The sequence below is a fragment of the Acidovorax sp. 93 genome (assembly GCF_003633835.1).
GTDB classification, from domain to species: Bacteria; Pseudomonadota; Gammaproteobacteria; order Burkholderiales; family Burkholderiaceae_C; genus Acidovorax; species Acidovorax facilis.
Window position 1 is genome coordinate 865,604 of record NZ_RBIT01000001.1, and the last position, 23,479, is coordinate 889,082.

Annotated in this window: 20 protein-coding genes; 12 read left to right on the top strand and 8 right to left on the bottom strand. The window is 62.7% G+C overall.

Going from position 1 to position 23,479, the window contains the following annotated elements; translation table 11 throughout:
* Positions 1 to 82: 82 nt before the first annotated feature.
* Positions 83 to 2,995, bottom strand: a complete 2,913-nt coding sequence (locus C8C93_RS03920; protein ID WP_233559570.1) for an EAL domain-containing protein — start codon at positions 2,993 to 2,995, stop codon at positions 83 to 85.
* Positions 2,996 to 3,284: 289 nt separating this feature from the next.
* Here C8C93_RS03920 and C8C93_RS03925 point away from each other — a divergent pair, with 289 nt between their 5' ends.
* From C8C93_RS03925 to C8C93_RS03945, 5 genes are read left to right on the top strand one after another with little or no spacing between them, the layout of a single operon-like run.
* Entirely contained in the window at positions 3,285 to 4,121 is an 837-nt protein-coding gene (locus C8C93_RS03925) for a GNAT family N-acetyltransferase (RefSeq protein WP_121420534.1), read from the top strand.
* Complete coding sequence (locus C8C93_RS03930) at positions 4,121 to 4,990, top strand: UDP-2,3-diacylglucosamine diphosphatase (protein WP_121505982.1); 870 nt, start codon at positions 4,121 to 4,123, stop codon at positions 4,988 to 4,990. Before C8C93_RS03925 ends, C8C93_RS03930 begins: the two co-directional genes overlap by 1 nt.
* Positions 4,987 to 6,075, top strand: coding sequence for a glycosyltransferase family 1 protein (locus C8C93_RS03935; protein ID WP_121505983.1), 1,089 nt, complete (start codon positions 4,987 to 4,989; stop codon positions 6,073 to 6,075). The genes C8C93_RS03930 and C8C93_RS03935 overlap by 4 nt, the downstream gene beginning before the upstream one ends.
* A gap of 39 nt (positions 6,076 to 6,114) precedes the next feature.
* On the top strand, positions 6,115 to 8,283 hold the full coding sequence (ppk1, locus tag C8C93_RS03940) for a polyphosphate kinase 1 (RefSeq protein ID WP_255577712.1): 2,169 nt from the start codon (positions 6,115 to 6,117) through the stop codon (positions 8,281 to 8,283).
* Positions 8,280 to 8,744 carry a histidine phosphatase family protein gene (locus C8C93_RS03945; protein WP_055398215.1) on the top strand — a complete coding sequence of 155 codons (465 nt, stop codon included), beginning with the start codon at positions 8,280 to 8,282 and terminating at the stop codon, positions 8,742 to 8,744. The genes ppk1 and C8C93_RS03945 overlap by 4 nt, the downstream gene beginning before the upstream one ends.
* Before the next feature lie 39 nt (positions 8,745 to 8,783).
* Here C8C93_RS03945 and C8C93_RS25205 read toward each other — a convergent pair whose 3' ends face one another.
* Both C8C93_RS25205 and C8C93_RS03955 read right to left on the bottom strand, forming a co-directional pair.
* Entirely contained in the window at positions 8,784 to 9,317 is a 534-nt protein-coding gene (locus C8C93_RS25205) for a hypothetical protein (RefSeq protein ID WP_199726980.1), read from the bottom strand.
* 58 nt (positions 9,318 to 9,375) lie between these two features.
* Entirely contained in the window at positions 9,376 to 10,854 is a 1,479-nt protein-coding gene (locus C8C93_RS03955; protein WP_121508647.1) for a Ppx/GppA phosphatase family protein, read from the bottom strand.
* 286 nt (positions 10,855 to 11,140) lie between these two features.
* Here C8C93_RS03955 and pstS point away from each other — a divergent pair, with 286 nt between their 5' ends.
* The 7 genes from pstS (at position 11,141) to phoR (ending at position 17,920) form a co-directional block, all read left to right on the top strand.
* Positions 11,141 to 12,163: a phosphate ABC transporter substrate-binding protein PstS gene (gene pstS, locus C8C93_RS03960; protein WP_055398213.1), complete on the top strand. Its 1,023-nt coding sequence runs from the start codon at positions 11,141 to 11,143 to the stop codon at positions 12,161 to 12,163.
* A 111-nt stretch (positions 12,164 to 12,274) separates the two neighbouring features.
* A complete protein-coding gene (gene pstC, locus C8C93_RS03965) occupies positions 12,275 to 13,264 on the top strand; it encodes a phosphate ABC transporter permease subunit PstC (RefSeq protein ID WP_228897760.1) in 990 nt (329 codons plus the stop codon).
* 42 nt (positions 13,265 to 13,306) lie between these two features.
* Positions 13,307 to 14,161 (top strand): phosphate ABC transporter permease PstA, encoded by an 855-nt coding sequence (gene pstA, locus C8C93_RS03970; protein ID WP_055398211.1) that lies wholly within the window; start codon positions 13,307 to 13,309, stop codon positions 14,159 to 14,161.
* A 57-nt stretch (positions 14,162 to 14,218) separates the two neighbouring features.
* A complete protein-coding gene (pstB, locus tag C8C93_RS03975; RefSeq protein ID WP_055398210.1) occupies positions 14,219 to 15,001 on the top strand; it encodes a phosphate ABC transporter ATP-binding protein PstB in 783 nt (260 codons plus the stop codon).
* Positions 15,002 to 15,012: 11 nt separating this feature from the next.
* Positions 15,013 to 15,714 carry a phosphate signaling complex protein PhoU gene (gene phoU / locus C8C93_RS03980; RefSeq protein ID WP_055398209.1) on the top strand — a complete coding sequence of 234 codons (702 nt, stop codon included), beginning with the start codon at positions 15,013 to 15,015 and terminating at the stop codon, positions 15,712 to 15,714.
* A 21-nt stretch (positions 15,715 to 15,735) separates the two neighbouring features.
* Entirely contained in the window at positions 15,736 to 16,443 is a 708-nt protein-coding gene (gene phoB, locus C8C93_RS03985; RefSeq protein WP_029412769.1) for a phosphate regulon transcriptional regulator PhoB, read from the top strand.
* Positions 16,444 to 16,576: 133 nt separating this feature from the next.
* Positions 16,577 to 17,920: a phosphate regulon sensor histidine kinase PhoR gene (phoR, locus tag C8C93_RS03990; protein ID WP_055398208.1), complete on the top strand. Its 1,344-nt coding sequence runs from the start codon at positions 16,577 to 16,579 to the stop codon at positions 17,918 to 17,920.
* On the opposite strand, the gene C8C93_RS03995 is transcribed toward phoR, so the two are convergent.
* The 5 genes from C8C93_RS03995 to trxA all read right to left on the bottom strand — a co-directional run bounded on the left by C8C93_RS03995 (position 17,874) and on the right by trxA (position 23,454).
* Complete coding sequence (locus C8C93_RS03995) at positions 17,874 to 19,241, bottom strand: MATE family efflux transporter (protein ID WP_121505984.1); 1,368 nt, start codon at positions 19,239 to 19,241, stop codon at positions 17,874 to 17,876. The genes phoR and C8C93_RS03995 overlap by 47 nt on opposite strands.
* A 21-nt stretch (positions 19,242 to 19,262) precedes the next feature.
* Complete coding sequence (locus C8C93_RS04000; protein WP_121505985.1) at positions 19,263 to 20,963, bottom strand: hypothetical protein; 1,701 nt, start codon at positions 20,961 to 20,963, stop codon at positions 19,263 to 19,265.
* Between the two features lie 106 nt (positions 20,964 to 21,069).
* Positions 21,070 to 21,324, bottom strand: a complete 255-nt coding sequence (locus tag C8C93_RS04005; RefSeq protein WP_008906759.1) for a type B 50S ribosomal protein L31 — start codon at positions 21,322 to 21,324, stop codon at positions 21,070 to 21,072.
* Between the two features lie 273 nt (positions 21,325 to 21,597).
* A complete protein-coding gene (gene rho, locus C8C93_RS04010; RefSeq protein ID WP_055398205.1) occupies positions 21,598 to 22,860 on the bottom strand; it encodes a transcription termination factor Rho in 1,263 nt (420 codons plus the stop codon).
* Between the two features lie 261 nt (positions 22,861 to 23,121).
* Complete coding sequence (gene trxA / locus C8C93_RS04015; protein ID WP_008906761.1) at positions 23,122 to 23,454, bottom strand: thioredoxin TrxA; 333 nt, start codon at positions 23,452 to 23,454, stop codon at positions 23,122 to 23,124.
* Positions 23,455 to 23,479: the final 25 nt, after the last annotated feature.

Here is a 23,479-nt window from a genome sequence, read left to right on the forward strand (position 1 = left end):
GTAGCAGCGCTCCCTTACAAACCCATGGGGGCACCTTCGGTAACCGCCGCAATGCCGCCCGCAACCAACGGCGCGCAAGTGCCTAGCCTGACGACGACTGCTGCTCCTGCTGCTGCTGCTGCTGCTGCTGCTGCTGCTGCTGCTGCTGGCGCAAGTAGGCCTCGAAGGCATCCGCGGGCAGGGGGCGACTGAAGTAAAAGCCCTGCGCTTCGTCGCAGCCCTGCGCACGCAGAAATTCGAGCTGCCCGTCGGTCTCCACCCCCTCTGCCGTGGTTTGCATACCCAGCGCCTGCGCCATGCGGATGATGGCGCTCACGATGGCGCGGTCGTTGGCATCCTCTTCGAGGTCGCGTACAAACGATTGGTCGATCTTGAGTTTGTAGATCTGAAAACGCTTGAGGTAGCTCAGCGATGAGTACCCAGTGCCAAAGTCATCCATCGACAGGCGCACGCCCCGGTCGTGCAGCTGGTCCATCATCGCCAGTGCGGCGGCGGGATCGTCCACGGCGGCACCCTCCGTCAGCTCCAGCTCCAGCCTGCGGGCAGGCAGGCCAGCCTGTTCCAGGCAGCGGGTCACCATCTCGGGCAACTGGGGGTGCCTGAATTGCACGGCGGAAACGTTCACGGAAACGGCCCGCAGGGGCAGGTGCAGATCCAGCCAGCGTTTGGTGTCCCTCACCGCTGTGTGGATGACCCATTCGCCAATTGCTACGATCATGCCGCTGCTCTCGGCCACGGGGATGAACTCGGCTGGCGACACCAGGCCCAGTTCGGGATGGCGCCAGCGCAGCAGGGCTTCGGCACCCACCACCTGGCGCGTGGTGAGCGAGACCTGCGGCTGGTAGTGCAGCTCAAACTGGTTGCGCTCCAGCGCACGGCGCAGCGCATTTTCGATCTGGAGGGCACGGGCGGTGCGGGCTTCAAGATCGGCGGTGAAGAATCCGTACCGGTTGCGTCCGTTCTGCTTGGCACGGTACATGGCGGCGTCTGCCCGCTGGTACAGCGTGTCGAACGATTCCCCGTCGGCCGGGTACATCGCAATGCCGATCGACAAGGTGGTGGTGAGTTCGTAGGGGTCAATCTGGAAGGGCTGGGCCACGGCGGCCAGCAGCTGCGTGGCCATGTCGGCGGCGGCAGCGGCGGAAGTGGCGGGGAGCAGTAGCAGGAATTCGTCCCCACCCAGGCGCGAAACCGTGTCCTGGGGCCTCAGGAGAGACTGAAGCCTTTGTGCGACAGCCACGAGCAGGATGTCGCCGATTCTGTGGCCCAGCGAATCATTGACATTCTTGAAGTGGTCCAGGTCCAGAAACAGCATGGCCAGCGTACCGCCGCGCGCCTGCTCGTCGGCAATGTGGCGGTGGGCGCGTTCCGCCAGGAGCGCGCGGTTGGGAAGGTTGGTGAGCGGGTCGAAGTGGGCCAGCCGTTGAATGCGGTCCTGGGCCTCTCGCTGCTGGGTGATGTCGCGGAACAGCGTGATGGAATGCGTGACAACGCCATTGCCGTCTCGCACGCTGCTCACCGACAGCCACTGCGGGTAGGTGGATGCATCCTTGCGGCGCCCCCAGGCCTCGCCCTCCCAGCTTCCGCCCTGTGGCAACTGTGCGTAGACGGTATCGGCGTGGAAGTCATCGTCGGCTCCGGCGACCGTGAGCAGACGCACGGACCGTCCTACCGCTTCGGCTTCCGTGTACCCGGTGATCCGTGTGAATGCCCGGTTGATGCGCACGATGGTATGGGCCGCGTCGGCAATCACGATGGCTTCACTGCTCTGGTCAAACACCTGGGCGGTGAGCTGCAACTGCTCCTGGGACCGCTTGCGTTCGGTGATGTCGCGCGACAGCACAATGAACCTGGGCTTTGCGCTGGGGGAGGTGGCCTTGCGCGCCGCAGACAACTCAAACCAGGTGGCGCCCAGACTGGGCAGATCAAGCACGATCTGCCGTCCGGTGGACCAGCCCTGGGCGTGGGCTTCGTTCAACACGTCCATCACCGACAGTGCGGCCACCGCAGGCAGTACCTCGGTCACGTTGTGCCCGACCAGCATGTCTGCGGGTGCCATGAGCAACTCAGCGCGCTGGCTGTGCACGCTGCAGTACAGGCCGTCCAGGTCAAGCTCGAAAAGCGGGTCCGGGATGGCATCGACGGTGGCACGCAACTGCTGCTGGGTGGCCTGGATCTCGGAGGTGCGCTGCGCCACCTGGTAGGCCAGACCGCGCTCATGCGCCTTCAGCTCGAAAAGCAGCCGGGCGAGGTAGGTCATCAGCAGCGCAAACAGCAAGGCCACCGCGCATCGCATGGCCAGCACGCCCGGGTCTCCCCAGCCTTTGATGGGGACCAGGCTCAACGTCCATTGTCCGTTGGGCAGCGTCAAGGAACGGCCCACGGCGTCGGGGCCAGCGGGTGGGGTCGAGGCTGCGATCGTCTGTTCTTCCCCCGTGTCGGGCCGGATGCGCCACAACCTGTAGTGGTATCCCCGCTGGGTCAATTGCGGCAGTCGGGCGGCTGCCAGCACCTCGGGCAATCGGATGGTGACGTAGGTAAAGCCCCAAAAGGCACGGTGGCCCTGTGTGTCTTCCAGATAAACAGGCTGGCGCCCCACCACTCCCAAGCCACCTTGCACCAGTTCCATGGGGCCGGCCAGGGTCAGTCGGCCTGATTCCCGTGCCCTGGCGGATTCGGGGCCTTGGCGTGGGTCGTTGAGCTGATCGAAGCCGATGGAGTTTTCGTTGCCCTGGCGCGGAACTACGTGCCTGACCACCCCGTTGGGTGACAGCCCCATGGCGGCGATGCCCGGATAGAACGGCAGCATCTGGGTGCCGATCTCTTCAAACTGCGTTACCTGGCCTTTTCCCTGGCGCACGAGGGCCACCAGGGCGTTGTTGGCCGACAGGGCCAGCTCGATGGCGCGTTGCAGGGCCTGCACATGGTCGCCCGCCATGTCCGCCACCTGGGTGCGCTGTTGTGCATGCTCCTGGCGCTCCAGCGCCCACACCATCACCCCTGCGCACAGCGCCGCCAGAACAAACACGACCAGTGGGCCCGTAACAGGGCTCCGGGGGCGAGCGGGGGAGGGGGCATGCACGGTGCGGGTTCCTGAATCAATTATGCAGTCCGCACGATGGCGAGCGTTGGTGCTTCTGCCTGAAATGCTGTCACGGCATTGACACGCCTCCGACATGGCGATGTCACGTCCCAATTCCACACTTGCTCGCAGGGAAAAAAGATTCCCGGCCATGGTTGGTGCCTTCAGCCCAACCCATCCTCATGCAAGGAGATGTTGCACCATGAATGAACTGTCCACCTTGACACCACCGCTGTCTGCCGAAGTTGCTTCCCCGAGAGTGCTTCAAGGGGTGGGCGCTTTGACGGGTGCTGCGCATCCGATGCCGGAACGCGGCGCTATTGAGGTGGCCTGGGCGCGCCATGAAGATGAAGTGCGCCAGGCGCAGCGGCTGCGGTTCGACGTGTTTGCGGCGGAAATGGGCGCTCGATTGACGACCCCCATTGCGGGCCATGACGTGGACCTTTTTGACGATTACTGCGAGCACCTGTTGGTGCGCGATGTCCAGAGCCAGCAAGTCATTGGGACTTACAGGGTGCTCACTCCGGCCCAGGCCCGGCGCGTCGGCGGTACCTACAGCGATACCGAGTTTGACCTGACGCGGCTGCGCTCGCTGCGCCCCCGCATGGTGGAATTGGGGCGCAGCTGTGTGCACCCCGACCACCGCCACGGCGGCGTGATCATGGCTTTGTGGAGCGCGCTGGCGGACTTTATGGTGCGCAACCAGTTGGACACGATGATCGGTTGCGCAAGCATCCCCATGCTTCACAACGGCGTTGTCAGCGGCGATGCGGCCGCCAGCATCTGGCAGCAGGTGCGAAAGACACACCTTGCCCCCATCGAATACCACGTGCTTCCCCGTTTGCCCTTGCCAGTGGAGCAACTCGACGGATCCATCACGGTGGAGCCACCGGCGCTGATCAAAGGCTACCTGCGGCTCGGGGCCCGCGTGCTGGGCGCGCCGGCTTGGGATCCAGACTTCAACACGGCAGACTTGCCGATGCTGATGCGCCTGGCGGACCTGCATCCTCGCTATCGCAAGCATTTTCTGGGGGCCTGATGCGCGCCGCGTTCGATGCCCTGGGACCCTGGATGGAGCCATCCATAGGCCACGAGGACGCGGCCGAAGACGCACATGCCTCAGCCGCCGGCCATCGTCGGTACCGCGCGGTCTTTATTTCTGATCTGCATCTGGGCACGCCGGGTTGCCAGGCGGTTGCGTTGCTGGACTTTCTCAAGCACCACCCCAGCGATCACCTCTACCTTGTGGGCGACATCGTCGATGGCTGGCAACTGCGCCGCAAGTGGTTCTGGCCACAAGCCCACAACGATGTGGTGCAAAAGCTGCTGCGCCGTGCGCGCAAGGGGTGTCGGGTGGTGTTTGTGCCGGGTAACCATGACGAATTTGCCCGCGCGTTCGTAGGCCACTCGTTTGGAGGCATCGAGGTGCGGGCCGATGCGGTGCACACCACGGCGGATGGCCGCAGCCTCTGGGTCACGCACGGCGACCATTTTGATGGAGTCATCCAGTGCGCCAAGTGGCTGGCGTATCTGGGCGACAACCTTTATGAATTCACGCTCAAGCTCAACCGGTACCTCAACACATTGCGCGCCCGCATGGGCCTGCCCTACTGGTCTTTGTCGGCTTACCTGAAAGGCAAGGTCAAAAAGGCCCTGAACTACGTCACCGACTTTGAAGTGGCTGTTGCGGCTGAAGCACGCCGCAGGGGGCATGACGGCGTCGTGTGCGGCCATATCCACCGTGCCGAGATGCGCGAGATCGGTGGGACGCTTTACTGCAATGACGGCGACTGGGTGGAAAGCCACACCGCCTTGGTCGAGCACATGGACGGCAGGCTGGAACTGTTGCAGTGGCCGGCTTCTCCTGTCGCCAATATTTCCCGGGCCGAGTCGGCTGCCGTTGTATGAAAATTGCCTTGTTGACAGACGCCTGGCTGCCCCAGGTCAATGGGGTGGTTACCACCTTGCTGGAACTGGTGCAGGAGCTTGAAGCGGCCGGGCACGAGGTGCAGGTGCTGCACCCCGGCCAGTTCGCAACCCGTCCGTGCCCCGGCTATCCTGGCATCGACTTGGCAGTGCGCCCGGCGAAGCGGGTGACGACGATGCTGGACGCGATGAAACCCGATGCCATTCACCTTGCCACGGAAGGGCCGTTGGGCTGGGCAGGGCGCCGCTATTGCCTGCGCAAGGGGTTGGCATTCACTACCGCTTTCCACACGCGATTTCCGGAAATACTGCATGCAGCGCTGCGCGTGCCACTGCGATGGGGGTATGCGCTGTTCAGGCACTTTCACCAGCCATCTTCGGGGGTGATGGTGCCTACGCAAGGCGTTTTGCAGATGCTGGAGCGACGGGGCTTTCGCAATCTGCGCCCATGGACCCATGGGGTGGACACACGGGCTTTTCCGTTCCACGGTGCAACCATCCAGAGCCCGCTCACGGGTGCTTTGGCGCACCCCGTCTCCTTGTATGTCGGGCGGATTTCGTACGAGAAAAACATCGAAGCTTTCCTCCAGTTGGACATACCAGGCTCCAAGGTGGTGTGCGGGGTCGGTCCACTGGAAGCTCGCCTCAAGGCCAAGTATCCGCAGGTCCGTTGGCTGGGCATCCTGGACCGCGCCGCGCTGGCGCAGGTATATGCGGCTGCGGATGTGTTTGTGTTTCCCAGCCGGTCAGAAACCTTCGGCTTGGTCATGCTGGAGGCAATGGCCTGCGGGACGCCGGTGGCCGCCTACCCTGAGGACGGCCCGATGGAGGTGCTGGGGGCGCATTCAGGTCAGCCGCCCAGAGGGGGCGTGCTGCACAACGATTTGCTCGTGGCAAGCCAGCAGGCACTGGCGATACCCCGGTCCGAAGCGCGCGCACGGGCACTCGATTTCACCTGGGCGCATGCCGCCCGGCTGTTCGAGCAGTATCTGGTTCCCGCCCAAGCGCAGGGCTCGCCTCGTGTGACTGTCACAAAATCTGTCACATCTTTGTCATCTGGGCGTTAAATACTGCTGCCATCCTGCACTAGCCGCGTTTGCGTACCCATGTTGCCTTTGCCTTCCGATGATGCTCTCGTGCATGCCAACGCCTCCCTGTCGCCGGACAGTGGCACGAGCGGAGGATCCTCACAGTCCGCCAGCGCGCCCCCTCACATGTTTCTGGACAGGGACCACAGCATCCTGGCTTTCAACGAGCGTGTTTTCGACTGGGCTGTGAGGCCGGATGTGCCGCTACTGGAACGATTGCGATATCTGTGCATCGTGTCGTCCAATCTCGACGAATTTTTTGAGGTCCGTGCTGCGCCGCACATTACCGCTGCTCAAAAAGGTGAGACCAAAGGGCTCTATTCGACGGCATCGTTCGAAGCCATGGCCGCCAAAATACACAGCCTGGTGGAGCGGCAATACGCGCTGTACAACGAGTCCCTGGTGCCTGCGTTTGCCGCGCACGGGATTCGCATCGTGGGGTATGGCGAGCGATCACCCGCCCAAAAGCGCTGGGTCCACGACTATTTTGTGAACGAGGTCCGGCCACTGCTGATTCCAGTGGGGCTGGATCCGGCCCATCCGTTTCCACAGGTGGCCAACAAATCGCTGAACTTCATTGTTCGCCTGAAGGGCCACGACGCTTTCGGCAGGGAGAACGAGATTGCCATCGTCAAGGTGCCGCGTGCGCTGCCAAGGCTGATCCGCATGCCCGCCCGCGTGGCGCCTGGGGAGGCTCTTTTCGTGAGCCTCTCCAGCATTGTTCGCGCGCATCTGGAGGATCTTTTCCCGGGGCGGGAGGTCACGGAATTCTCGCAGTTCCGCGTGACGCGCCATTCCGATTTGGCACTGGACGAAGAGGATGTGCGCAACCTGCGGACAGCCCTTCGCCAGGGCTTGCAACACCGGCACTATGGGCAGGCGGTACGGCTGGAGGTGTCCTCCGGGTGTTCGCAGTTTTTGTCGGATTTTCTGTTGGCGCAGTTTGCTTTGCCGGCCGCTGCCTTGTACCGGGTGCATGGCCCGGTGAACCTGGTGCGTTTGACGCAACTGGTGGATCTGGTGGATGCGCCGGACCTGCTCTTTCCGCCCTGGAATTCCGCGTGGCCCCGGCAGCTGCAATCCGGCGTGTCCATCCTGGAACAACTGCGCAAGCACGATGTGCTGATCCACCAGCCGTTCGAGAGTTTTGACGGGCTCCTTGCCTTTTTGCGTGAAGCCGTCAATGACCCTGATGTGCTTGTCATCAAACAGACCATCTACCGCACCGGCGCGGACTCCGAACTCATGGACCTGCTCACCGAGGCCGTACGCCGTGGCAAAGAGGTCATGGCGGTGGTGGAACTCAAGGCGCGCTTTGATGAAGAGGCCAATATCAACTGGGCCGAGGCCCTGGAGTCGATTGGCGCCCAAGTGGTCTACGGCGTAGTGGGTCTCAAGACGCACGCCAAGATGCTGCTGGTTACGCGCAGGGAAGGGCGAAAACTGCGGCGCTACGGGCACCTATCCACGGGCAACTACAACGTACGTACTGCACGGCTGTATACCGATCTGAGCTACCTTACGGCCGATGAAGAAACCACCGCCGACATGGACGGGGTGTTCAATCACCTTGCGAGCCAGAACCGCCCGCCCAAGCTGCGCAAGCTGATGCTGGCTCCGTTCCATCTGCACCGGCGAATGCTGGAGAAAATCGAACAAGTGGGTCTGGCGGCCAGCCGGGGAGAGGATGCGCGGATCGTGGCCAAGATGAATGCCCTGACCGACGAGGCCCTGATGCGTGCTCTGATCGTGGCCGGCCAGCGCGGTGCGCGCATTGATCTCATCGTGCGGGGAGCTTGCATGCTGGCAGCCCAGGTGCCCGGGGTGACCGACAACATCCGTGTACGGTCGGTGATCGGCCGCTTCCTGGAGCACACACGTGTCTTCTACTTCCGCAGCGGGGGGGAGGAAGATCTGTACCTTTCCAGCGCCGACTGGATGAACCGCAACATGATGCGGCGTGTGGAGTTGGCCTGGCCTGTGACAGATCCGCGCCTGCGGCAGCAGATTGTGGACGAGTGCCTGGTCGCCTATTTGCATGACGACCGGGATGCATGGACGCTGAACGCTGACGGCTCCTACAGCCGAGCCCCCCGTCCGCAGGATGGGTTGGGTGCCCAGAACGCTTTAATGGTTCGCTACGGTCCAGCCCCGTCGGGGACGCGCATGGACCAGGGGGCGGCATGATGGACCTCATCCTGTGGCGCCATGCGGAGGCAGAGGAGCTCGCAGAGGCGGGTGATGATCTGGCGAGGGCCTTGACGTCGCGCGGGGAAAAGCAGGCAGCGCGCATGGCGGCCTGGCTGGACCGGCAATTGCCCGAGGGCTTGCGCGTGCTTGCCAGTCCGGCCCGGCGCACCGAGCAAACGGCCAACGCCCTGGGGCGCAAGTTCAAGATGCGCGCCGAGCTGTTACCTGGTGGAACGCCGCAAGATCTGCTGGACCTTGTGCAGTGGCCGCGCGCCAAGGGGACGGTGCTGGTTGTGGGCCATCAACCCATGCTGGGCCAGACCATTGCGCAGCTGATGGGGCTGCAGGCTTCGGAATGCGCTGTGCGCAAGGGAGCTGTCTGGTGGTTGAGGCAGCGGCAGCGGCTGGACCAGAGCCAGACCTTGTTGATCACCGTCCAGTCCCCCGAGTTTCTTTGAGACCTGTTGTGCCGAGGGGATGCCTCGGTACAGCTGGGGCTACTTGCGCGAGGCTTTGGTCGACGTTTTGGTGGCGGGCGCCGGAACCGCAGGCGCGGCTTCCGCCTTGGGGCGACCTGTCTTGATGGAAGGTACTGCCTGTACCGCGCTGCGCAGGGCGGCGTCAGACATGGCGGCCAGGACCTTCAAGCCCGCGCGCAACAGCTCGCTTTTCTTCACGGGCTGGGCGAGAGCAGTCGAGCGCTGCTTCAGGGTTTCTATGACTGCGTATTCATCTTTGGGAATAGTGAAACTGTCGCGCACCAGCTTGGGCTTCTTCGCCTTGGTATCCCGGGCGGCGGCTGGAGCGGGGGGGGTCTTGGTCAATTTCGGTGGCACTTGCGTGGCGGTGGACGCCTTTTTCTTGGAAGCCAAGGCAGGCTTTGTGACTGCTTTTTGTGGCTGCTTGGCGACCGCAGCCGTTTTGGCGGGAGCCTTGGTGGCCGCCGCAGCCGGCTTGACCGACTTTGCCACTGTGGTGGGGGCGGGGCTGGGCGAGGGGGCTGCGGGCAGGGCGGGGCTTGAAGTGGTCATGGCAAACAAACGCTTTCAATAAACGGTATAAACAGTTTATATAGTTTATTGCCAATGCTCAGGGAAGGTCAACCACCAGTTCCCAAGGGGTCTTCTGCCATGCCTGGATTTCTTCGCGCAGCAGGTGTGCAGATTGTGGAAACGCCGTAGCCCAGCCAGCGCGGGCTTTCAGAATGAAACGGTGGCCTTGAGTCTGCAGTGACAAGCCTTGGGTGTCGGGGTCGCGGCGGGCATGGCACAGTGCCACAGCCAACCGCATGCTCAGCAGTTGAAGCACGAAGACGGGGTCTTGCAGGTCCGCTTCCAGCTTGCGGACCTTGCCGCGCTGGCCTTGAACCAAGATGCCCAAGCGGTGCAGTTCAGGGACTGCAAATCCGGCTGCGTCGGTGTTGTCAAGGATGTAGGCGCCATGGCGATGGGAATCGCTATGGGATATCAGGCAGCCAATTTCGTGAAGCCTGGCCGCCCAGTCGAGCTTGCGCGATGCTCGCTCACTTCCAAAAGGCGTAGCCTGGTCAAACAGCGTACAGGCCGTGCGTGCAACCCGTTCCGCGTGCTCCATGTCCACGCCAAACCGCTGCATCAGGCCGTTCACGGTGGCGGTGCGCAGGTCGGTTCCGGGTTGTTCGCGGTCCAGCAGATCGTAGAGTGCGCCTTGGCGCAAGGCGCCCTGGGCCACCTGCATCTGCTCGATGTCCAGCAGATCAAACACGGCGCGCAGTACGCTGATCCCTCCGCCAATGACGGCGCGCCGTTCTTCCTTGAGGCCTTCCAGCCGGATGCGATCCGCAGACTGGGCGCGCAGCAGGCGTTCGTGCAGCCAGTCGAGGCCTTCGCGGGTGATGACGCCTTGGGGGCCGCCCGCAGCTGCAAGCACGTCGCCAACGGCGCCAGCTGTGCCGGATGATCCATAGGCCACCTCCCAGGCATTTGGCTGGAAGGTTTCCAGCGCTTCGTCCAGCACGGCCTTGGCTGCAATTTCGGCAGCCAGGAACGCCTGCGTGGTGAACTCACCATTGGCAAAGTAGCGCTGCGACCACGCTACGCTGCCCACGCGGTACGAGGCCACGGCATGGGGCGTGAATTGCTGGCCCAAAATGAGTTCGGTGGAGCGCCCCCCGATGTCCACCACCAGGCGGCGCTCGTCGGACTGCGGGAGCAGGCGGGCGACGCCCTGGTAGATCAGCCTCGCTTCTTCGGGGCCGGAGACGACGTCGATGGGATAGCCAAGCACTTCGCTCCCGCGTGACAGAAACTCTTCCCGGTTGCGTGCTTCGCGCAGGGTCTGGGTGGCTACGGCGCGAACCTGCGAGCGCGGAAATCCAGCCAAGCGCTCTCCAAATCGCGCCAGGCAGGCCCAGCCGCGCTCCATGGCGTCGCGGGTCAGATTGCGGTCTTCGTCCAGGCCATTGCCCTGGCGCACGGTCTCCTTGAGGTATTCCACCCTCTGGATATGACCGAACTCATAACGCCCGATTTCAAGGCGAAAACTGTTGGAGCCGAGGTCGACTGCGGCGAGGCGTGTGCCGTTCTGCATGTTTTTCTGGTTGGAGCTTCGTTCGGCATGGTACCGCGAGCGTTGGGTGCGCCCGCGCAAAGCGCATCGCCACCAGGACGGCGGGAGGGCTGGTCGTGAGACTGTGATCTTCGCCAGTGTCTGCGGCTTGTATGACAAATCAATGACGACGTTACTGATGTTGGACGGGGGTGGAATGCCTGTGTTGCAGTTGCTGGGATGGGGGAGGGGTGTGTCACTGAATTGTCATCTTGGAGCCCTAGAGTTCAGCCTGATCCTGTCAACCCTAGCCAAAAGGTACTGAATAATGAAACGCACATTTCTCAAAACCGTCGCTGTAGCACTGGCCTCCATGGCTGTAGGCAGTGCTTTTGCGGCAGACATCACCGGCGCGGGCGCAACCTTCCCGTTCCCCATGTACGCCAAGTGGGCTGAAGCCTACAAAAAGGAAACGGGCACAGGGCTGAACTATCAGTCCATCGGTTCTTCCGGGGGCATCCGCCAGATTCGCGCCAAGACCGTGGCCTTTGGTGCTACCGATGCCCCCTTGCCGGGTGCTGACCTTGACAAAGATGGCATGGTGCAGTTCCCCGCAATCATTGGTGGTACGGTGCCCGTGGTCAACCTGGAAGGCTTCAAGCCCGGCGAGTTGCGCGTGACTGGTCCTGTACTGGCAGAAATCTTCCTGGGCAAGATCGCCAAGTGGAATGACGCCAAGCTGGCCGCACTGAACCCAGGCAAGACCTTGCCGGACCAAAACATCACCGTGGTTCACCGCGCTGATGGTTCGGGCACTACGTTCAACTGGACCGACTACCTGTCTGCTGTCAGCAAGGAATGGGCAGACTCCGTGGGCAAGGGCGCTGCCGTGAAGTGGCCTGCTGCGTCGTCGGTGGGTGGCAAGGGCAATGAAGGCGTGGCCGCCAACGTGACCCGCGTGAAGGGCGCTGTAGGTTATGTGGAATACGCCTACGTCAAGAAGAACAACATGAACTTCCTGCAGCTCCAAAACGCTGACGGCAAGTATGTGAGCCCTGATGACAAGACCTTTGCCGCAGCCGCAGCCAGCGCTGATTGGTTCAGCGTTCCTGGCATGGGCATCTCGATGGTCAATGCCAAGGGTGCAGAAAGCTGGCCTGTCAGCACAGCCTCGTTCATCCTGATGTACAAGGACCCTGCGGACAAGGCGCAGTCGGCTGAAGTTCTGAAGTTCTTTGATTGGGCGTTCAAGAATGGCAAAGGCATGGCCACGGAGCTGGACTATGTGCCGCTGCCTGACAGCCTGACCGCCGAGATCCGTTCCAAAGTCTGGTCGCAGATCAAGAAGTAAGTCAGTCTGCCCCAGAATACCCCCCATCGGCCGCCTTGGCTGGCCGATGGGTGCTGGTTTGTGGGGATCTCCAGAAGCCAGATGGGAGTCAACATGAGCGTGGGAACCACCATGAGTTCGCAACCCGGGTCCGCCAAAAAGACGGACGCCCCTACGGAGTCGATGGTATCGATTGCCAGGCGGCAGCGTCTTCAGGACATCTTTTTTCATCGGTTGACCCAAAGTCTTTCGCTGCTGGTGCTGGCGGCGCTGCTGGGGATCATCGTCTCTCTGTTTATCTACGCTTGGCCGACGTTCCATAAGTTCGGTGTCCAGTTCATCTGGCGCGTGGAATGGGACATCATCAATGAAGAATTCGGTGCTGCGATTGCCATCGTCGGCACCCTGGCCAGTGCTGGCATTGCGCTGCTGATTGCGGTGCCTCTGGCTTTTGGCATTGCCCTTTTTCTGACGGAAACCTGCCCGGTCTGGCTGCGGCGCCCCCTGGGCACCGCAGTGGAGCTGTTGGCGGCCGTCCCCTCGATCATCTACGGCATGTTCGGTCTGTTCGTATTTGCCCCGCTGTTTGCCGATTACTTCCAGATGCCGGTACAAAAGCTGCTGGGCTCCATGCCGCTGGTGGGCTTTCTGTTTGGCGGCAGCACCAACGGCTTTGGCATCCTGGCGGCCGGTATCGTGCTCGCGTTCATGGTGCTGCCGTTTGTGGCGGCAGTGATGCGCGACGTGTTCGAGATTGTTCCGCCCATCCTGCGCGAGTCTGCCTATGGCCTGGGCTGCACGACCTGGGAAGTGGTGCGCCGCGTGGTGCTGCCTTACACCCAGAAGGGCGTTATAGGCGGAATCATGCTGGGCCTGGGTCGCGCTCTGGGGGAGACCATGGCTGTGACCTTTGTGATCGGCAACGCCAACCGCATGCCGACATCCCTCTTTTCGCCGGGAACCTCGATTGCCTCTACGCTGGCCAACGAGTTCGGCGAGGCGGCTGACTTCCATCTTTCCACGTTGTTCGCGCTGGGTTTCCTGCTGTTCGTGATCACCTTCGTGGTGCTTTCGGCCGCCAAGATCCTGATGCTGCGTGCTGAAAAGGCCAAGGGCCTTTGAGTCCTCATGCCCTGACCATGAACCTCTTTTGAGACAAGCTCCATGGAATTCAACCAACAACTCTACAAAAAGCGCCAGCGCTCCAACGCCATCGGGCTAACCCTTTCCCTGGGGGCGATGGTGCTGGGTCTGTTCGTGCTGCTCTGGATCCTGAGCGTTCTGCTGTCCAACGGCTTTGCTGCGCTGGACTGGAACATGTTCACCCAGTCCACGCCGGCACCCGGATCGGAAGGCGGTGGGCTGGCCAATGCCATCGTCGGTAGCCTCATGATGGTGGGTTTTACCGTGCTGGTATCCACACCGATTGGTGTACTGGCTGGCGTCTACCTGGCGGAATACGGCGACCAGAGCAAGACGGCCGAACTCACCCGCTTTGTGACCGACATCATGTTGTCCGCGCCCTCCATCGTTCTGGGCCTGTTCGTCTATGCCATTGCCGTGGCGACGGTAGGCAACTTCTCTGGTTGGGCCGGTAGCCTGGCCTTGTCGCTGATCGCCGTGCCGGTGGTGGTCCGTACCACCGAGAACATGCTGCGCCTGGTGCCCGGCAGTCTGCGCGAGGCTGCTTTTGCACTGGGTGCACCACGCTGGAAAGTGTCCACCATGGTCACCCTGCGTGCTGCGCGCAGTGGGGTGATGACGGGCTTGCTGCTGGCTGTGGCCCGCATCAGTGGCGAGACTGCGCCGCTGTTGTTCACGGCGCTCAACAACCAGTTCTTCAGCACCAACATGAATGCCCCCATGGCCAACCTGCCGGTGGTGATCTTCCAGTTTGCCCTGAGCCCTTACGAAAACTGGGTGCGCCTGGCCTGGGGTGGGGCGTTGCTCATCACGTTGTCGGTGTTGATCCTCAACATCGTGGCGCGGGTTTTCCTGCGCGAGAAGAGCCGTGCCTGACCTGTCGGCCCATTACGCAGACACCACCCAGACAGCCTCCATTTTCAGGATTTGACAATGAACGCCACCGCTACCGTCACCCCCAGCAAGAATGCGCTGGAACTTCGCAACCTCAGCTTCTTCTATGGCAAGTTTCAGGGGCTGCGCAACGTCAGCCTCAACATTGCCGAGCACAAGGTGACTGCTTTCATTGGCCCCTCGGGCTGTGGTAAGTCCACCCTGCTGCGGACTTTGAATCGCATGTACAGCCTGTACCCGGGCCAGCGTGCCGAAGGCACCATCAACTTCTACGGCCAGGACATCCTGGACCCCAAGCAGGACATCAACCTGCTGCGCGCCCGCATCGGCATGGTGTTCCAGAAACCCACGCCGTTTCCCATGTCCATCTACGACAACATCGCCTTCGGTGTGAAGCTCTACGAAAGCCTGAGCAAAAGCGAGATGGACGACCGCGTGGAATGGGCGCTCTCCAAGGCCGCCTTGTGGACCGAGGTGAAGGACAAGCTGCACCAAAGCGGTTTGTCGCTCTCTGGCGGACAGCAGCAGCGCCTGTGCATTGCACGCAGCGTGGCGGTCAAGCCTTCTGTGCTGCTGCTTGACGAACCCACCTCGGCGCTGGACCCGCTGTCCACTGCCAAGATCGAAGAGCTGATCGACGAACTCAAGCATGACTACACGATTGCCATCGTGACGCACAACATGCAGCAGGCTGCCCGCTGCAGCGACTACACGGCCTACATGTACCTGGGCGAAATGATCGAGTTCGGTGCTACCGAGCAGATCTTCTTCAAGCCCGAGCGCAAGGAAACCGAAGACTACATCACCGGCCGTTTCGGCTAAGGAGACCGCAGATGCCCGATAAACACCTTTCGTCCCAGTTCGACAGCGAACTCAACAGCGTCTCCGCCCGTGTGATGGAGATGGGTGGCCTGGTGGAATCGCAGATTCGCCAGGCGGTATACGCCCTGTCGCAGTTCAGCCTGGAGGCCGTGGAGACCGTGGCCTCGATGGAAACCCGTATCAATGCGATGGAAGTCGAGATCGACCAGGAGCTGTCGTCCATCATCGCGCGCCGTCAGCCGACGGCGCGCGACCTGCGCCTGCTGCTGGCCTTCTCCAAGGCCACAGCCAACCTCGAACGCATGGGTGATGAGGCCAACAAGATGGCCCGTATGGTGCGCTCCATCATCGAGAGTGGTGCACCTCGCTCGCTGCCGTCGAGCGACCTGCGCACGGCAGCCGAGTTGGCGTCGGGCCTGCTGCGCAAGACGCTGGATGCTTTTGCGCGCCTGGACGTCAAGGCGGCGGTGGCCATCCTCAAGGAAGACGACCTGATCGACAAAGAATTCGATGGATTCGTGCGCAAGCTCATCACCTACATGATGGAAGACCCGCGCACCATCTCCCCCAGCCTGGACCTGCTGTTCCTGGCCAAGGCGATTGAGCGCATCGGCGACCATTCCAAGAACGTGGCTGAGTTGATCATCTATCTGGTCAAGGGCAAGGATGTGCGCCACACTGCCCTCGATGAGATCGAGTCAGCCGTTCTGTAAAAAAAGAGCTTTGGCAAAACTATGAGAAAGCTCCCACGCGTCCTCATCGTTGAGGACGAACCTGCGATTGCCGAGTTGATTGCAGTCAATCTACGCCACAACGGATTCCAGCCCTTTTGGGCGGAAGACGGTGACTCGGCCCAGCGCGAGCTGGATGCCGTGCTGCCGGATGTCATCCTGCTCGACTGGATGCTGCCGGGGCAAAGCGGCTTGTCGCTGGCACGCAAGTGGCGTGCGGACAGCCGCACCAAGCCGATCCCGATCCTGATGTTGACGGCCCGGGGCGATGAACCCGACAAGATCGCTGGGCTCGATGCGGGTGCCGACGACTACATCACCAAGCCGTTCTCCACGCAGGAGCTGCTGGCGCGGATCCGTGCCGTGCTGCGCCGTCGTGCTCCCGAGCAGGTCAGCGACAGCGTGACCATTGGCGAGCTGGTGCTCGATGCCGGGACCTACCGCGTGACCTTCCAGGGGCAGCCGCTCAAGGTGGGCCCCACCGAGTTCAAGCTGCTGCATTTCCTCATGAAACACGCTGAACGTGTGCACAGCCGCTCGCAGTTGCTCGACAAGGTGTGGGGTGACCATGTTTTCATCGAGGAGCGCACAGTGGATGTGCACGTCAAGCGGCTGCGCGAAGCCCTGGGCGCCGCCTCCGTGATGGTGGAAACCGTGCGTGGCGCGGGCTACCGGCTCACCGCTCAGCCCCAGGTGCAGTTGCAGGCCTGAGAGGCTGAGAGTCTGAGAGTCTGGTCATGATCTCCAGCGAGAGTGTGAACAGGTGCTGAGGGCGCGGGCCTGATGTTGTCGATGGGGCGCACAGGATGCGCCCCTGTTTTTCTGAGAAGGCGTTGCTGACCGCATGCTGTGGCGTATTTCGTATTTCCTGCTCTGGCAGATAGCGGGTGGCGGGCTGGGATGGTGGCAGGGTGGTCCCTGGGGCGCAGCCCTGGGCGCCGCCCTGGCGGCGTGGGCCTGGTTTGTCTGGGATCTGCTGCGTGGCGCGCGTGTGCTGCGCTGGCTGCGCACGGGTGACCTGTCCGAAGTCCCGGCCATGCGCGGTATCTGGGGTGAGGCGGCAGACCGTGCGCGGCGCCTTTTGCGCAGGCAGGAGACCCAGATCCGCGACAGCCAGGACCGGCTGCAGGAGATCCTGGCCGCGCTGCAGGCCACGCCCAATGGGGTGGTGCTGCTGGATGCGCAAGGCCGCATCGAGTGGTGCAACCAGATGGCCGCCAGCCAGTTCGGCTTTGACGCTCAGCGCGATGTGATGCAGTCGATCGGCAACCTGGTGCGCGATCCCGAGTTCACGGCCTACTATGCCGCCCAGGATTTCAGCCACGATGTGGTGCTGGAGGGGCGCTTCAGCACGCCATCGCGGCCGGTGCGCATCTCGGTGCATCTGCACCCCTATGGCGACGGGCGCACCCTGCTGCTGTCGCGCGATGTCACGGCGCTGGAGCAGGCCGAGGCCATGCGGCGCGACTTCGTGGCGAACGTGTCCCATGAGATCCGCACGCCCCTGACGGTGCTGACCGGTTTTGTCGAAACGCTGCAGACCTTGCCCCTGAGTGCCGACGAGCGCTCGCGCTACCTGGGCATGATGGCCCAGCAGGCGCTGCGCATGCAAAGTGTGGTGCAAGACCTTTTGACCCTGTCGCGCCTGGAGGGCAGTCCGCCACCGGGCATGGCGGAGTGGACGCCCGTGCAGGCGCTCATGCAGCGGTGCGAGGAGGAGGGGCGTGCGCTGTCGGCCGTGCTCTCGCAAAACCAGCCGCGCCAGCATGTCATGGTGTTTCCGTCGAAGGACGCGTTGCATGCTGAGGGCGACATTGCAGGCGTGCCCACCGAGTTGCAAAGCGCATTGTCGAACCTCATCAGCAATGCGGTGCGCTACACGCCTGCGGGTGGGGTGATCACGGTGGCGTGGCACCGCATGGAAGATGGCTGCGCAGTTTTCTCGGTGCAGGACACAGGCCCAGGAATCGCACCTGAACACATTCCGCGTTTGACAGAGCGTTTTTACCGCGTGGACCGCAGCCGCTCCCGCGAGACCGGTGGCACCGGCCTGGGGCTGGCCATCGTCAAGCATGTGCTGCAGCGGCACGGTGCCACGCTGGACATTGCCAGCACCCTGGGCAAGGGCTCGGTGTTCTCGGTCACCTTCCCTGCGAACCGGTTGCGCGGGTTTTCGCTGCCGGTCTGACCGCACGCCACAGCATGGCCAGGAACAGCGCGGCAGTGAGCCACAGCGCCACCGCGCTTGCGGCCCAGAAGGGTGTGGGCGATGGCTCCGCTGCCCAAGGCCCCAGGCCCCGGTAGGCCAGCAGGTAGCCGCCCCCCAAGCCCGCACCCCACAGCAACACGCAATACACCACCAGCGGCGCCACGGTGATGCGGTAGCAGCGCAAGACAAACACGCACAGCGTCTGTATTGCATCGGCTGCGTGGTACGCAGCGACCCACACGATGACCCCGCCCGTCAGGGCCAGCACGCCGGTGTTGGTGGAGTACAAACCGCCAATGTGATTCTTTGCTATTAATAATATAGCTGCTAGCGCAATACCAATAAGCGCTGAAAGCCTAAAACCTATAAAAACCACCTTGCGCGCGCGTGCGGGATCGCCAGCGCCCAGCCAGTAGCTGACGCGGGCGCTGGTGGCGATGGCCAGCGACAGCGGCACCATGTAGAGCACAGCCGCTACATTGGCCGCGATCTGGTGCGCCGCCGATGCGGTGGTGCCCTGGCGTGCAATGAACAACGCCATCAGCGTGAACGACGTCACCTCCACCATCACAGCCAGACCGGCCGGGATGCCCAGGCGGGCAAAGCCCGCAATGGTGGGCCAGTGCGGGGGCTCCATACGGCGCCAGATGCGCAGGGGTTCATAGATGTCCTGCGTGCGCAGCAGCCAGATGGCCAGCGCAAGCATGCTGCCGTTGACCACCAGGGTGGCCCACGCGCATCCCACCACGCCTTGCGCAGGCAGCCCTGCGCCGCCAAAGGTGAACCAGATCGACAGTGGCAGCTTGATGAACAGCGAGCCCATCTGCAGCCAGGTCACCAGCTTGGGGCGGCCCAGTGCCTGGTTCAAGGTGCTGTAGATGCGAAAAAGCAGGGCAGGCGGCAGTGCCAGGGCCAGCACGGCCAGGTAACTCTCCACCTCGGTGCGCAGGGCTGGCGGCACCTCGGTCCAGCGCAGCAGAGGTGCGGGGGACAGCAGGATGGCCATGCCCACCAGTGAGGCCGCGCCGCACAGGTACAGCGACTGCCGCAGAGACCGGCCCAGGCCGTCGGTCTGCCGGGCGCCGCGCAACTCGGCCCACACCGGAAGCAGCGCCTGCAGCACGCCAATCAGCGCCACATACACGCTGATGAAGATGGCGCTGCCCACCGAGAGTGCCGCCAGCGAGGCTTCTCCATGGCGCCCGGCGACGATGGTGTCTGTCACGCCAAACGCCATCACTGCCAGTTGCCCGGCCAGCACCGTGATGGCGTGGCGCGAGATGGTCGAAAGCTCCGACATTACTCCGGCATCATTCGGGCATCAGCGTGCAGGCCCCGCACGGTGAAACACCAGGAGGTGATCGTTCTTGTCAGTGGGGCGTGGAATGGTGGCCCGGGCTTCCCAACGCGCCACATTCACCATGCGCTCGGACGGAGGCCAGGAGGCGATGTCAGCCACCAGCCAGTCGCACTCGTCCTGCAGGCCCGCCCTCTGCAGCGATAGGCCACCGTGGTACTGCAGAGCCGCCACCTGTGCACGGTTCAACCCTACCGTCTGCACACAGCCCGGGGATGGGCCCAGTGCGGCCATCACACTGCGAACCTGGGGGCGATAGCTGCGGGCGTAGTCCAGTAGCGGCAACCACAAAGTCATCAGCAGCAGCCAGCCCAGCGCAGCGCCGCTGGCTGGCAGCACCAGGCTCTTCCAGATGGGCGCCCGGTTGCGCGCGGCGCGCCACCACACCAGGCTGCACCAGCCCACGGTGGCCGCCAGGGCCACGACAAGCGCCAGTGCGGAAAACTGCGGCACAAAACCAGGGGCCAGCTTGGCCACATTGGCTGCAGGCTTGGCGGGAACGCCCGTTTGCATGGCAATCCAGATCACCCAGATCGCCAGCGCTGAAACGGTGAAGAACAGCAGCGTGAACCAGTCGATCAGCGCCCCCACACTGCGCCGCAGCGTGGGCAGTGCAAACGCTGCCAGTGCCGCCAGGGCCGGCAGACCGAGCAGGAGGGCCCTGTCTGCAGGTTGGGTGGTGATGGTGGCAGCAATGGAGACTGCCGAGAACCACAGCGGGAGCAGCAGGTGCCTGTGCCCCTGGCGGCTGATGATCTGCTTGCGCCAGCGCCATAGCGTCCACAGGGCCAGGGGCCAGGCGGGCCATCCAAACCACAGCAGCAGCCGCGCCAGGCTCTGCCACTCCTTGCCGCCGGAGCCGGAATCCACAATTCGCCAGCGCCAGAGATCGAGCCCCCAGGCGATCAGCGCTGCTGCCAACGTGATTGCCCCGAGGGCCAGGGCCCAGCGCAGGCGATGGTCTGTCTGGCTGCCTGGCGCATACACCACCACCACCATGCTGCCCAGTCCCAGCAATGCTGCAAGCGCCGGCGCGCCTGCCAGCGTGAGCCCCACCATGCCTGTGGCCAGCGCCACGGCAGGGGCTACGGTGCGGTGGGGCATGGCTGCAACCGCAAAAAAGATCAGCGCCGTGCAACTGAGCTGCACCAGATAGCTGGTGACCTCATGCGAGAGCTGCGCGAGGCCCAGGCAGGCAATCAGGGCCAGCAACCCGCCATCGGCAATGGCGCGGGCGTAGTCGGGTGGATTGGCTTCGCCCCCAAAGGCAAAGGCCACAGGCTGGGCGCCGGGGCTGCGTGCGAGGTAGTAGACGGCGTACCACGTGGCAATGAGGGTGATGACCAGCAGGAGTGCGAAGGGTAGGCGCACCGCCATCTCGGCAGAAACCCACTGGGGCGCCAGCTGAATTGCCCAAGCGCCCAGCCAGTACGGCAGCAGTCCCTCGGTTTCCGGGGGCATGCCGCCCAGCAGGGGGCTCAGCCAGGGCGTGCGCCCGTGGGCCAGCTCCAGCATGTAGCCAAACGCCGTGACATCCGCACTTTTCCACGGGTCGCGCCCCACGAAGCCGGGCACGACATAGGCAATACACAGCAGTACCAGTGCCCAGCGTGGCAGGGGACTGACAGCGTTCTGGGTAACGATGGCGGGGGTCGGTGGATTCACGCGTCAGAGGGCGGCAAAGCGAAGCCACCGAGAATAAGGGCAAAACCAACGGAAAAAGGCAGCCCGGTTGCCCGGGCTGCCTTTTTGGCGGGAACGCAAGGGCGAATTACTTCGCTGCGGTCTTGCCGAAACGATTGCGGAAGCGCTCCACGCGGCCACCCATGTTGTCCACCGACTTTTGCGTACCGGTGTAGAAGGGGTGCGATTCAGAAGACGTGTCCAGCTTGAACAGCGGGTATTCCTTGCCTTCGAAGGTTTCCATTTCCTTCGTGTTCACGCACGAACGGGTCACGAACTTGAAGCCGTTGGACAGGTCCGAGAACAGGACTTCGCGGTAGTTGGGGTGAATGCCTTCTTTCATGATCAATCCTTGTCAAGTGCGGGAGCCGCGCTGAACCCGGAGCAACCTTTGCGCCGTGGAACATCCAACGTACTTTCCGCAGAAAAAGCCCTCTATTATTGCACAGGCGGTTTGATGGCATTTTCGCGACGGCCCGTAACGGCTGAAACGGGCAAGGCCTTGGCCAGAACCGCCGCGCAAGGGCCGCCCCGCCGCGCTGGCGGTGTCCCCCTTCCTGAATTGCGTAGCAATTCGAGAGAAGGGGGGAAGGCGCGAAAGCGCCTCAGGGGGTTGTCACCCTCCTCTTCGCATCATGTCAAAGAAGTCCACATTGGTCTTGGTGGCCTTCATGTTCTTGATCATCAGCTCCATCGACTCGATCTCGTCCATGTTGTACATGAACTGGCGCAGGATGCGGGTCTTTTGCAGGATCTCGGGCGCCAGCAGAAGCTCTTCGCGGCGCGTGCCGCTCTTGTTGAGTTCGATGGCGGGGAACACGCGCTTTTCGTACAGGCGGCGGTTCAGGTGGATTTCGCAGTTGCCCGTACCCTTGAATTCTTCAAAGATCACTTCGTCCATGCGGCTGCCGGTGTCGACCAACGCAGTGGCGATGATGGTGAGCGAGCCACCTTCTTCGACCTTGCGCGCGGCACCGAAGAAGCGCTTGGGGCGCTGCAGTGCGGCGGCGTCCACACCGCCCGAAAGCACCTTGCCGCTGGAGGGCACGACGTTGTTGTAGGCACGGGCCAGGCGGGTGATGGAGTCCAGCAGGATGACCACGTCCTTCTTGAGCTCGACCAGGCGCTTGGCGCGCTCGATCACCATCTCGGCCACGTGCACGTGGCGGGCGGCGGGCTCGTCGAAGGTGGAGGCGATGATCTCGCCCTTCACCGTGCGCTGCATTTCGGTCACTTCTTCAGGGCGCTCGTCCACCAGCAGCACCATCAGGTGCACGTCGGGGTTGTTGGCCGTGATGGCGTGGGCGATGTGCTGCATCATCACCGTCTTGCCGCTCTTGGGCGGGGCGACGATCAGCGCGCGCTGGCCACGGCCGATGGGCGCAATGATGTCGATGATGCGGCCTGTGATGTTTTCTTCGCCCTTGAAGTCGCGCTCCAGCTTCATCTGTTCCTTGGGGAACAGGGGCGTCAGGTTCTCGAACATCACCTTGTGCTTGTTCTGTTCCGGCGGGCCGCCGTTGACAGAGTCGAGCTTGTTCAGAGCGAAGTAACGTTCACCGTCTTTGGGTGTGCGGACTTCACCTTCGATCATGTCGCCGGTGTGCAGATTGAAGCGACGCACCTGGCTCGGGCTGATGTAGATGTCGTCCGTGCTGGCAGTAAAGCTCGTGTCCGGGCTGCGCAGGAAGCCGAAACCGTCGGGCAAAATTTCCAGCACGCCATCGGCAATGATTTGTTCCCCGGTCTTGGCCCGCTTCTTGATGATCGCAAACATCAGCTCCTGCTTGCGCATGCGGCCGGTATTTTCGATTTCGAGTTCTTCGGCTTGCTTCAGGACTTCAGACACGTGCAGTGCCTTGAGTTCGTTTAAGTGCATGGAATGACTCCTTGGCGGAGCTGGTATGAATCTTGGGGGAGGAGGGCTGGTGCCAGATGGGCTGCTGTTTGCAGGTCTGGCTCGCCGGGGATCTCGGTCCGGCTGCCAATGCGTGCAGGCCGGTGATCTGAAGGAATTATGACAGGAAAAAAAGCGGGAGATTCACGGGATCCGAATTCGGTCTGTGTCTGGCGCTGCAAGTGGTGTCGTGAAAACAAACAACCCCGCGTGCATGGGCAGGCGCGGGGTTGTGGGAGCGGATCAGGCCAGTTGCTGATCGATGAAGGCGGTCAGTTGCGCCTTGCTCATGGCGCCGACCTTGGTGGCGGCCAGCTGGCCGTCCTTGAACAGCATCAGTGTGGGAATGCCGCGAATGCCGAACTTGGCGGGGATCTCGCGGTTTTCGTCCACATTCATCTTGGCGATCTGCAGCTTGCCCTGGTAGGTGCCTGCCACTTCGTCCAGGATGGGGGCAATCATTTTGCAGGGGCCGCACCATTCGGCCCAGTAGTCCACCAGCACGGCGGAGCCGGGTTGCAGCACGTCGGCTTCAAAGCTGGCGTCAGAGACATGTTTGATAAGTTCGCTGGCCATGGCGGATTCCTTGATTTTGAGCGGG

What these genes read in the sequence shown, in the direction of transcription:
- C8C93_RS03995 (WP_121505984.1), bottom strand. Translation starts at nt 19,241, where the DNA reads ATGTCGGAGCTTTCGACCATCTCGCGCCACGCCATCACGGTGCTGGCC.
- C8C93_RS03945 (WP_055398215.1), top strand. Translation starts at nt 8,280, where the DNA reads ATGATGGACCTCATCCTGTGGCGCCATGCGGAGGCAGAGGAGCTCGCA.
- pstB (WP_055398210.1), top strand. Translation starts at nt 14,219, where the DNA reads ATGAACGCCACCGCTACCGTCACCCCCAGCAAGAATGCGCTGGAACTT.
- C8C93_RS03955 (WP_121508647.1), bottom strand. Translation starts at nt 10,854, where the DNA reads ATGCAGAACGGCACACGCCTCGCCGCAGTCGACCTCGGCTCCAACAGT.
- phoR (WP_055398208.1), top strand. Translation starts at nt 16,577, where the DNA reads ATGCTGTGGCGTATTTCGTATTTCCTGCTCTGGCAGATAGCGGGTGGC.
- C8C93_RS04005 (WP_008906759.1), bottom strand. Translation starts at nt 21,324, where the DNA reads ATGAAAGAAGGCATTCACCCCAACTACCGCGAAGTCCTGTTCTCGGAC.
- C8C93_RS25205 (WP_199726980.1), bottom strand. Translation starts at nt 9,317, where the DNA reads ATGACCACTTCAAGCCCCGCCCTGCCCGCAGCCCCCTCGCCCAGCCCC.
- pstS (WP_055398213.1), top strand. Translation starts at nt 11,141, where the DNA reads ATGAAACGCACATTTCTCAAAACCGTCGCTGTAGCACTGGCCTCCATG.
- C8C93_RS03930 (WP_121505982.1), top strand. Translation starts at nt 4,121, where the DNA reads ATGCGCGCCGCGTTCGATGCCCTGGGACCCTGGATGGAGCCATCCATA.
- C8C93_RS03925 (WP_121420534.1), top strand. Translation starts at nt 3,285, where the DNA reads ATGAATGAACTGTCCACCTTGACACCACCGCTGTCTGCCGAAGTTGCT.
- pstA (WP_055398211.1), top strand. Translation starts at nt 13,307, where the DNA reads ATGGAATTCAACCAACAACTCTACAAAAAGCGCCAGCGCTCCAACGCC.
- pstC (WP_228897760.1), top strand. Translation starts at nt 12,275, where the DNA reads ATGAGTTCGCAACCCGGGTCCGCCAAAAAGACGGACGCCCCTACGGAG.
- phoB (WP_029412769.1), top strand. Translation starts at nt 15,736, where the DNA reads ATGAGAAAGCTCCCACGCGTCCTCATCGTTGAGGACGAACCTGCGATT.
- C8C93_RS03920 (WP_233559570.1), bottom strand. Translation starts at nt 2,995, where the DNA reads ATGGTGTGGGCGCTGGAGCGCCAGGAGCATGCACAACAGCGCACCCAG.
- phoU (WP_055398209.1), top strand. Translation starts at nt 15,013, where the DNA reads ATGCCCGATAAACACCTTTCGTCCCAGTTCGACAGCGAACTCAACAGC.
- trxA (WP_008906761.1), bottom strand. Translation starts at nt 23,454, where the DNA reads ATGGCCAGCGAACTTATCAAACATGTCTCTGACGCCAGCTTTGAAGCC.
- rho (WP_055398205.1), bottom strand. Translation starts at nt 22,860, where the DNA reads ATGCACTTAAACGAACTCAAGGCACTGCACGTGTCTGAAGTCCTGAAG.
- C8C93_RS03935 (WP_121505983.1), top strand. Translation starts at nt 4,987, where the DNA reads ATGAAAATTGCCTTGTTGACAGACGCCTGGCTGCCCCAGGTCAATGGG.
- ppk1 (WP_255577712.1), top strand. Translation starts at nt 6,115, where the DNA reads ATGTTGCCTTTGCCTTCCGATGATGCTCTCGTGCATGCCAACGCCTCC.